12 protein-coding genes are annotated in these 9,642 nt (G+C 63.8%); 6 read left to right on the top strand and 6 right to left on the bottom strand.

Annotation, left to right across the window (positions count from 1 at the left end; translation table 11 throughout):
• The coding region (locus tag ACI944_RS07740; protein ID WP_411718479.1) for a dihydrodipicolinate synthase family protein at positions 1-444 on the bottom strand (444 nt) is incomplete at its 3' end.
• A gap of 506 nt (positions 445-950) precedes the next feature.
• On the opposite strand from ACI944_RS07740, the gene ACI944_RS07735 reads away from it, so the two are divergent.
• From ACI944_RS07735 to ACI944_RS07725, 3 genes are all read left to right on the top strand, one after another.
• Positions 951-1,382: a potassium channel family protein gene (locus ACI944_RS07735; protein WP_411718478.1), complete on the top strand. Its 432-nt coding sequence runs from the start codon at positions 951-953 to the stop codon at positions 1,380-1,382.
• 197 nt (positions 1,383-1,579) lie between these two features.
• Positions 1,580-1,879, top strand: a complete 300-nt coding sequence (locus ACI944_RS07730) for a hypothetical protein (RefSeq protein ID WP_411718477.1) — start codon at positions 1,580-1,582, stop codon at positions 1,877-1,879.
• Positions 1,880-1,976: 97 nt separating this feature from the next.
• The gene (locus ACI944_RS07725) at positions 1,977-2,315 is read left to right on the top strand and encodes a hypothetical protein (RefSeq protein ID WP_411718476.1); all 339 of its coding nucleotides are present in this window, start codon (positions 1,977-1,979) and stop codon (positions 2,313-2,315) included.
• Between the two features lie 34 nt (positions 2,316-2,349).
• On the opposite strand, the gene ACI944_RS07720 is transcribed toward ACI944_RS07725, so the two are convergent.
• On the bottom strand, positions 2,350-3,594 hold the full coding sequence (locus tag ACI944_RS07720; protein ID WP_411718475.1) for a DNA double-strand break repair nuclease NurA: 1,245 nt from the start codon (positions 3,592-3,594) through the stop codon (positions 2,350-2,352).
• A gap of 186 nt (positions 3,595-3,780) precedes the next feature.
• Between ACI944_RS07720 and icd the strand changes: the two genes are divergently transcribed.
• Positions 3,781-5,037: an isocitrate dehydrogenase (NADP(+)) gene (icd, locus tag ACI944_RS07715; protein WP_411718474.1), complete on the top strand. Its 1,257-nt coding sequence runs from the start codon at positions 3,781-3,783 to the stop codon at positions 5,035-5,037.
• Positions 5,038-5,052: 15 nt separating this feature from the next.
• On the opposite strand, the gene ACI944_RS07710 is transcribed toward icd, so the two are convergent.
• The gene (locus tag ACI944_RS07710) at positions 5,053-5,391 is read right to left on the bottom strand and encodes a cupin domain-containing protein (protein WP_411718473.1); all 339 of its coding nucleotides are present in this window, start codon (positions 5,389-5,391) and stop codon (positions 5,053-5,055) included.
• Between the two features lie 57 nt (positions 5,392-5,448).
• Positions 5,449-6,897, bottom strand: coding sequence for a proline--tRNA ligase (gene proS / locus ACI944_RS07705; protein WP_411718472.1), 1,449 nt, complete (start codon positions 6,895-6,897; stop codon positions 5,449-5,451).
• 220 nt (positions 6,898-7,117) lie between these two features.
• Between proS and ACI944_RS07700 the strand changes: the two genes are divergently transcribed.
• Positions 7,118-8,086, top strand: coding sequence for a phosphoadenosine phosphosulfate reductase family protein (locus ACI944_RS07700; RefSeq protein WP_411718471.1), 969 nt, complete (start codon positions 7,118-7,120; stop codon positions 8,084-8,086).
• 57 nt (positions 8,087-8,143) lie between these two features.
• Here the strand turns inward: ACI944_RS07700 and ACI944_RS07695 are convergent, their stop codons facing one another.
• Positions 8,144-8,554 carry a hypothetical protein gene (locus ACI944_RS07695; protein ID WP_411718470.1) on the bottom strand — a complete coding sequence of 137 codons (411 nt, stop codon included), beginning with the start codon at positions 8,552-8,554 and terminating at the stop codon, positions 8,144-8,146.
• Positions 8,555-8,611: 57 nt separating this feature from the next.
• Positions 8,612-9,118, bottom strand: coding sequence for a DUF5817 domain-containing protein (locus ACI944_RS07690; protein WP_411718469.1), 507 nt, complete (start codon positions 9,116-9,118; stop codon positions 8,612-8,614).
• Positions 9,119-9,351: 233 nt separating this feature from the next.
• Here ACI944_RS07690 and ACI944_RS07685 point away from each other — a divergent pair.
• Positions 9,352-9,642, top strand: a 291-nt coding sequence (locus ACI944_RS07685) for a hypothetical protein (protein WP_411718468.1), incomplete at its 3' end; no start/stop codon positions are given.

The raw sequence follows: 9,642 nt of genomic DNA, 5'->3' as shown, positions 1-9,642 counted from the left end.
CACGGCGATGTTGCGCCCGGTTCGACCGGGGACGTTGTAGATGATCTGTGGGAGATCGACCGCGTCGGCGACGGCCCGGAAGTGCGCCTCCATTCCCTCCGGTTCGGGGATGTTGTAGTACGGCGATATCAACAGCAGGCCGTCGGCGCCGGCGGCGGCGGCCCGCTCGGAGAGGTCGAGCGCCTCGCGCGTGTTGTTCGACCCCGAGCCGGCGATGACGGGGACATCCTCGACCGCGTCGGCGACCGTCTCGATGACTTCGACGTGTTCGTCGTGGGTCATCGTCGCCGACTCGCCGGTCGTGCCGACGGGAACCACCCCGTCGACGCCGGCGGCTTCGAGCCGCTGGGCGTGCGCGCGGAGGGTGTCGTTGTCGATGCTCTCGTCGTCGTGGAACGGCGTGGTCATCGCGGGGAAGACGCCGGTAAACGTGTCGTGTGTCATGATTGTGTCGGTGTGATCGTGGGGTGTGGGTTCGTCGGATGTGATTCGTGGATAGAGGTTCGTCGGACGTAGCCGTCGACCGTCCGTCCGTGACCGGGGTCGACCTGCAACGGGACGCCACGCCCGCCACAGACCGAGCTACGGACGTTTGGCTTTCGAGAAGGCGGTCGGGACGGCGCGCTCGCTGTCGTCAGCGCGGGGGTGACGGACGAGCACGCGGTGTCGCATACTCGGGCCAGCGTCGGCGAGCGACTTAGGCGTTTTGAGTTCTCGCCACCGTCGCGAATGGGGGGCGTGCGTTCGGAGGGGGAGTAAATGCCACAGACCGTGGTTGTGAGTATACTGTGTTTCGCGGCCACAGATGCATAGCTCAGCCGGAAACCGTGGGAAGTGAATCTACGTATTTTCGTATAGATTGCTCTAAAGTTTATGTACTGGTAATATTTGAGTAGTAGATGGTACTTATGTGTGCTAAACACACCTGTTAATACAAGAGACGACAGATAATGAGCGACCACATCATCATCGTCGGTGGCGGGCGTGTCGGGCGCCACGCCGCCGCGGAACTGAATCCCGGTCAACACACAATCTCTGTGATCGAACGAGACGCAGAACAGTGCGAACACTTCCCACAACATCTGGCAAGCAACGTGATTCAAGGCGACGGTACTGACATCGACGTGTTTGAGGAGGCGAACCCGACGCTCGCCGGCGCGGTGTTGGGCGTCACCAACGATACGGCGACCAATCTCGCGGTATGTGAACTCACGAAGGAACTGTCGGAGGAAACCCGGACGCTGGCCCGGATCGCTCGCGACGGCGAACAGGACTACGCCCACTTGGGTCACGTCGACAACATCATCTATCCTCCGGCGGTGGCCGCCGAGACGGCCGTCGATCGGATCACTGCGGATTCGGTGTCGGCGTGGCGGCATTGATCCGGATCGACGTTGCCGCTTTCCGTTGCCCCGGAGTTTCCCGGACGCGCAGCCGGTGATCTGTCGGGGCTCATCGTAGAGCAGCCGAGACTCACCGGCCGAGTCTGACAGAGGTATAAAACACCCCCGTCCCCCACTTCTAGGCAGAGGCATCTCCGAGAACCGCAATGCTCCGGGTCCCGAACAAACTACGCGATGTGAGTGTTGGTGCGACGGTGAACCTCTTCGTCTCCGTCGGGAAGACCTCACGCCGGCTCAAGGGTGAGGTACACGAGACGAGAGAGCGTGGCGAGAACGGCGATGTCGTCGAGGTCCGGGTTATCGAGGACACACCCGGAGATTCTGACATCCTCTTTTGGCTTGGTTTTGCCGACGGATCGACGTATCTGCTGCCGCTTGACGCGTACGACGACCGACTCGTCTACGTCGAGTACCGTCACAACGGCGCCCGAACGGGCCTCAACGTCAAGTCCGTCCGGGATGTCGGGGTCCAGTAGCGGGGGCGCGAGCCGCCGCCGGGTCGGGACCGATCGGCGGGGGATGAGAGCGGCCGGCCGCCGCGCCCCTTTTATTCGTGCTCCGCCAACGTCGGGTATGCTTCGGATCCGTGGTTCGGCGGGCGGAACGGCCCTGACGGGGACGCTGTACGAACCCGGCGAGGAGCCGCCGACGTTCCGTGGCGCGCCGGACGACGACGCGCCGTACGTGTGGGTCTGCGACGCCTTTTACGAGGTCGAAAGCGGCGGCCAACTCCAGCGGATCGGCGGCGAAGAAAAGCGGGTGGCCTTCGAATCGCCGATGCCACGTGGCTTCGCCGACCGTGATCGCGCCATCGAGGCGGCGAAGTCCCACATCCGGACGCAGTTCGCCAGACTCGGCGTTCCCGAAGTCGACGTCGAAATCGCCCTCGGTGTCGACGACGCGACCCCGTGAGACGGACGGGATAGATCGACCGACCCCGCCCCGCTCAGGCGACGAGTCCCCAGCGCTCGTCGTCGTAGCTCCGGTCGCGGTCGGCGTCGAAGCGCTGTTCTATCGACCGAATCAGGGCCGCCCGCTCCTCGCGGCTGATCCGGGCCAGTTCGTCGGCCTTCGCGACCGCGAGCGGCGGCCCGCCCTCGTGGGCGATGTCACGGAGGAACTGCATCGTCAACGCTTTCCGCGTCTCCGGATCGCGGGTGAATACCGCCGGGGCCTCAACCCGAAACAGGAGTTCGCTTCGGGGGTCGTACACGCAAAAGAACGTCACTTCATACTCCTCGGGAGCGCGCGAGCGTGCGAGGCCGAGCGCATCGCCATCCGCTGAGAGCGGTTCGTCGACGCCGCCGCGGGAGCGAAACCAGTTGGTGAACGTCAACTGGTCGGTCAGGCGGTCGCCGTCAGCGTCTGTGCGCTTGAGGACGCGCTCGAAGAACGCCGCATCGTCCACCCAAGGCGCGCGCGTCTTCCCACGGACGGCGCGGGTGATAACCTTTGAACCGCCGTTCTTTATGAATCCGGACAGCGGGACGCCGCGGTCGGCGAAGCGCTCCACCAATCCGATGTAGCGGGCGATCACGTCCCGCGGGCGTTCCTCCTCGACGAGCAGTTCCGCGAGTTCCGGGTGTCGATCCGCCCACGCGAGCAGCCCCTTCGGATAGATCGGGCCGTCAAGGATCAACAGATCGTCGACGACGTCGGCCTGAAGCGTCGCGTGGGATACTTCCGCGAGGTACAACGAGAGCGCGTGGACGACCGCCTCCTCGTACCGGTTGACACGCGGTGCTTGGAGGACGCGGCCCCGCGAGTAGCCGCTGTCGAACGCCGACCACTCGTCCTCACCACAGTCGACCGTCGGATCGTTCGAGTGTGCGGTCGTGACCACGGACCGCGACCGGTGTAACTCGAGATCGGAGGGGACGGCCGCCATCGCGGCCTGAGCCACGTCGAGGACCAGGCCATTGGTGAACGTCGTCGGATTGATTGTTCCGGAGTCGAGTCCGTGCTGGGTCGGGAACGGCGATTCCCGTAGCGCGGCGTCTTCGATGTCGATCCGTCGGCGCCGGAGTTCCCCGACCGGTTCGAGGATCTGCCGACCGTTGTGGTACAGCGGGTCGAGAAACTCCTCGAAGACGGTTTCGGCGACGGCTTCGTGCTCTGTCGAGTCGACGCGTTGGCTGATCCGGCCCGCGAGCCGTGCGATCCCCTCGAAGTGGACCGGGTCGAGCGTCATATCACGTTTCGGACGCTCTGTAATATAAAGGATCGCCTCTCGAATCCGTCACAGCGGGATCGGTGAAACCTCTGAGAGCCCGTCTTAACGCCGTCCGAGGCCGCTTGCAGATTCATCAGCATCTTTCATGTGTAATTCGCCACGATAGCGGTACGCCTTTGACGGGGCCCTGCAAACCAGTTCGGTATGGACTACGACAAAGTCGAGGTGCCGTCGGAGGGATCGAAGATCGACGTAACGGAGGATGACGAACTCGTCGTACCCGACGACCCCATTATTCCGATCATCCACGGCGACGGGATCGGGACCGATGTCGGTCCCGCGGCCCAGAAGGTCCTGGAAGCCGCTGCGGAGGAGACCGGTCGCGAAATCAACTGGATGCGCGTCTACGCCGGCGAATCCGCCCGCGAACACTACGACGAGAACCTCCCCGAGGAGACCGTCGAGGCGCTCAAGGAATTTAAGGTCTCGATCAAGGGCCCGTTGACGACGCCCGTCGGAGCCGGATTCCGGAGCCTCAACGTCGCGTTGCGGAAGAAACTCGACCTCTATACGAACATCCGGCCGACCTACCACCTCGAGGGCGTCCCCTCGCCCGTCAAGCGCCCCGAGCGGATGGACATGGTGTCGTTCCGGGAGAACACCGAGGACGTCTACGCCGGCATCGAGTGGGAGGCCGGCACCGACGAGGTCCAACAGGTCAAGGAGTTTGTCGAAGACGAGATGGGCTTCGACTCGACGATTCACGACGGCCCCGTCGGCATCGGTATCAAGCCGATCACCGAGTTCGGTACCAAACGACTCGTCCGGAAAGCGATCGACTACGCCCTCGACAACGACCGCGATTCGGTCACGCTGGTACACAAAGGCAACATCATGAAGTTCACCGAGGGCGCCTTCCGCGACTGGGGATACGAGGTCGCCCGCGAGGAGTACGGCGACGAGGTCATCACCGAGGACACCCTCTGGGAGGAGCGCGGCGGCGAACAGCCCGAGGACGCCGTCGTCGTCAACGACCGCATCGCCGACAACATGCTCCAGCAGATCCTCACCCGAACCGACCAATACGACGTGTTGGCGCTGCCGAATCTCAACGGCGACTATCTCTCGGACGCCTGTGGCGCTCAGATCGGTGGCCTCGGCATCGCGCCGGGCATCAACCTCGGTGACGGCCGCGTCCTGGCCGAACCCGTTCACGGCTCCGCGCCGAAGTACGCTGGCCAGGACAAAGTCAACCCCACCGCGATGATCCTCTCGGGCCGCATCATGCTCGAGTTCATCGGCTGGGACGACGCCGCCGACCTCGTCCGCGACGCCGTCGAGCAGGCGATCGTCGACCGGAAGGTCACCTACGACATCGAACGGCAGGTCGAGGGCGCCGAGAAACTCGCGACGAGCGAGTACGCCGACGTCGTCGTCGAGAACATCCACGAGATGGCCTAGCTACGGCAGAAAGGGCTACTCGACCCAGTCGGGATCGGTTCGAGGCGGGGCGAACACGTCGATACCCCGAACCGGAACGTCACTCCTGTTTTCCGCCGAATGCGGCTCGTTGCCGGGTATCGAAAACGAGTCCCCGGCTTCGACGACGACCGTCTCGCCGCCGGAGACGAACGTCAGCGTCCCCTCATAAACGAAGCCGGTCTGCTCGTGGGGATGGCTGTGCTCCGGGACCGTTGCACCGGGATCAATCTCGAAGTGTTGCAGGCTCGTTTCCTCGCCCGAGGCGAGCAACCCGAGGAACACGTCCTCGACCGGCTCCGATGGGTCGACATCGCGGGTGCTGACTCGCTGCATAACGGCGATTTGTGTCGAGAGAAGAAAAATCAGCCGGCGGCGTTCCGGGGCGTCCAGTTAGTACGACTTCGCGAAGTAGGCGGTCTCCTCGGCCGGTTCGTCACAGATCCCGCAGGTGTCGTGAACCGGCTCCGCATCCTCGTCAAGCGGGAGCATGACAATCTCGGCGGCGATCTCCTCTTTGATGACGGCCTCGCAGGCCTCGTCGCCGCACCAGCCGGTCTTGACGTAGCCGCCGTGGCGACCGATCGTTCCGAGTATCTCGCCACGACCGTGGGCCTCGCGGACGTTCTCCTCTACGTTCTCCTCGGCGGCGGCGTAGAGTTTGGCGTAGACGGTATCGAGGGCCGTATCAACCGCATCGACGATCCCCGCCCGTCCCGCGACCTCGCTCTCGCCGTCGGGGCGGTGGACGAGGGTCGCTTCATTATCCTCGACCTCGTTGGGGCCGATCTCGATCCGGAGCGGAACGCCGTTGAGTTCGTGTTCGTTGAATTTGAAGCCGGGGTTACGCCCGTCGCGGTCGTCGAACTCGACGCGAAACTCGTCGTCGAGTTCGGCCGCCAGATCAGCGGCGTACTCCTTTACATCGGTCTCGGTGTCGGCCTGCCAGATCGGAACGATGACGACCTGGGTGGGGGCGAGTGCGGGCGGGACCACGAGACCCTGGTCGTCAGAGTGGGTCATGATCAACGCGCCGAGCGCGCGCCAGGAGAGCCCCCACGAGGTGGTGTGGGCCGTCCGTTCGTTCTCGTCCTCGTCGGTGTAGGTGATGTCGAACGCCTCAGCAAAGGAGGTCCCGAGGTGGTGGCTCGTGCTCGCCTGGACCGACTTGCCGTCGGGCATCAGCGCCTCGATTGTCGTCGTCGTCTCCGCGCCGGGGAACTTGTCGTGGTCGGGCTTGCGGCCTTTCATGCCGGGGATCGCCATCACCTCCTCGTAGAGGCGTTTGTACTGGTTTAGCCGCGTCATCGTTTCTTCCCAGGCGTCCTCGTCGGTCGCGTGAGCGGTGTGGCCCTCCTGCCAGAGGAACTCCTTGGTCCGGAAGAACGGCTTCGTCTCGGTGGCCTCCCAGCGGACGACCGAACACCACTGGTTGAGCCGCATAGGTAGATCGCGATGGCTGCGAACCCACTTGGCGATGAACGGCGTGATGATCGATTCGGAGGTCGGCCGAACGGCAAGGCGCTCTTCGAGTTCGTCGTGGCCGCCGTGGGTCACCCACGCGACCTCGGGGTCGAACCCTTCGACGATGTCCTTCTCGCGTTCGAGGTACGATTCGGGGATGAACATCGGGAAGTAGCTGTTCTGAACGCCGGTCTGCTTGAACCAGCCGTCGAGGTGGCTCTTGAGTCGCTCCCAGAGGGCGTACCCCCGCGGGCGAGTGACGATGAACCCGCCCATCGGCGCATAGTCGGCGAGCCCGGCCTTCTGTACGACCTCGGCGTACCACTCGCCCGGGTTGTGTTCTTTGCTCTCCGTGATTCCGAGTTCTTGTTCACTCATTGTTGTGGCGTTCGCGTCCGGCCGCCGGGGCGGCCACGGGGTCGCGTTAGTGTTCGTTCGGCCGCGCGCATTTATATACTGTCGGGATCCGTTTGTGGCCTCCGAGATCCCTGAAGCCAGAACTCATTGCTCATAGCCAGTACGCAGTGTCGCGACCCGCCGCCAACTTCGCCGAACCCGAAACATCCTTTACTCCGGTAATTATATCTAATTACACATCATGAGCGATCTTCAGGAGTACGTCGACGTATCGTACACCGACGGGGAAAACGAGTCCGCCGCGGACTACCCCGAACTGGAGGACAAACTCGAGAAGGCGATCGAGGTCGTCGCGACGGGCCTCGATGAGTACGACAACCCCGCGATCATGTGGACCGGCGGGAAGGATTCGACGCTGACGCTGTACTTCGTCAAGGAGGTCGCCGAGCAGTACGGGTACGACCTCCCGCCCGCGGTGTTCATCGACCACTACCAGCACTTCGACGAGCTGCTCGAGTTCGTCGACCGGTGGGCCGAGGAGTGGGACCTCGATGTCGTGTTCGCGCGAAACGACGATATCGGCGAGTACGTCGACGAGCACGGCCTCGACCCCGGCGACGACATCGAGGTCGCCGACCTCTCGGAGCACAATCGCCACCACATCCGAAACATCCTCGAGTACGAGGAGGAGACGTTCCCCTTCCTGTTGGACACCTACGTCGGGAACCACCTGCTGAAGACCGTCGCGCTGAACAACACCCTCGAGGAGCGCGGCATCGACGGTATCATCTCGGGCATCCGCTGGGACGAACAGGACGCCCGCGCAGAGGAGACGTTCTTTTCGCCGCGGCACGACCCCGATATCTACCCCCCGCACGACCGCATCCAGCCCATCCTGCAGTTCGACGAGGCCGACGTGTGGGACGCCTTCTGGTACTACGTCGTTCCCGAGACGGTCGAGGACTTCCCCGACGACGGCTACGTGCCCCAAGACTACAACGACCTGCCGAACGACCTCACGCACGATGACATCCCCGTCTCGCCGAAGTACTTCGCCGGATTCCGCTCGCTCGGCAGCGAGATCTCGACCGAAAAGAGCGACGAGGAGCCCGCCTGGCTGCAGAATCTCGAGGATACGACCGAACGCGCCGGCCGCGCCCAGGACAAGGAGGACCTGATGGAACGGCTGCGCGACCTCGGCTACATGTAGCGACGGTCGGACGTGTATATAAATAGTGGTCGGAGGGTGGCACTCCGCATCAACGTTTCACCCCCGCGAGTGCCACGTCAAGAGAAGCAACGCCCCGGCCCCGATCACTAACGCACCGCCGCCAGCGACGAGCGCAACGGCGCTCGAAAGCGCCGTTCCGACGGCGACCGAAAGCCACCCGAACGCGCCGACAGCGTGGACGACGCCGAGTCGGACTCGTCCCTGTCTCGCGTAGGAGAGCCCCCCGACGAGCAACCCGAGCGACAGAACCATGGCGGCGAGGATCGCGAGGCTGAGGTCTACGCCCGACACCGTAATCGGATCGACGAACTGGTCTACGAGGAACAAGCCGACCCCGACGCCGAGGCTCCCGACGATGACGAGCGGGGCGCGACCGACCGGCGTTTCGGGGTCGTCGTCGCCGTCGAAGTCCTCCGGATGAAACCGGTACTCCTCGTCACTACTCACGGCAGACCCCCCCGAACGTATCCGGACACGACCCTCGAGAACGACCGGTTCGACGGGTCACAGCCGCCTATACACCCCGTCGGTTCGGGTCACTTCGCCCGCCCGACGGAGTTTCTCAAGCATCCGTTCGACGGCCGGTTCGGGGACACCGGCCGCGGTCGCGTACTCGACGATGTCCGCCTCCGTCGGCGTGTCGAGTTCCGTCAGCCCGTCCAGAACGGTCTGCTTCCGGCTTCGCGAGGAGCGGTTCCCGCGTTCGGATCGTTCCCCGGCGGCCGACACCGCATCGGGGTCGACTCCGGACGCCGAGAGGTACTCGACGTCGTCCATTCCGACCCCCTCAACGTCGACTTCGTCGGGGTCGATAAGTTCTCCGTCATCAGCGCGCTCGGCGAGCATCGAACTTCTGACGCGGGCGGCGGCGTCGGCGTCGTCCGTCTCTGCGAACGCTCGGAGCTTCGAAAACTGGTGTCGCCGTCGACAGCGCGGACACTGTGTCGTTTCCGGTCGTCCCTCGATGATCCAGAGGGCGTGACACTCCCGGCACCCGACGACCGAATACATATCGCGTCTTCCGCCGCCTGGCAATTGAACCTACCGCTCCGTTCGATTAAGACGTAGGAACGCGCAGGTCCGACCGATTGGTCGACAGTGCGCGACAGCAAACACACGCAGAGGCATCTTGTGTGGCGCGAGCCAACAAGAGGATCAATTACATTATATCTCCTTGTATGAAATAATCTTACCATTATACTTTGAGGGGAAGTCTCTTGATGCGGTACTTACTACATACCTCTATGTCTGAGCCAATAGACCGCTCCGCGGCCACCGACGGGCTCGCGGACCCGGGCGACTCCCGCGCGAACTGCGGGGTCGGCGTCGTCATGGACCTCGACGGTGACCGGTCCCACGGCACGGTAGCCGATGGCATCGAACTGCTCGAGAATCTCGAACACCGCGGTACAACGGGGGCCGACGAGAACACCGGCGACGGCGCTGGCATCCTCCTACAGACGCCCCACGAGTTCTTTGACGACGAGATTGAGTCCCTCCCCGACGCCGGCGAGTACGCCGTTGGCTCGGTGTTC

This window comes from Natronomonas sp. (genome assembly GCF_046710025.1).
Classification (GTDB): domain Archaea; phylum Halobacteriota; class Halobacteria; order Halobacteriales; family Haloarculaceae; genus Natronomonas.
The sequence above is the reverse complement of the archived record's forward strand: the minus strand, read 5'-3'. Positions and strand labels throughout refer to the sequence as shown.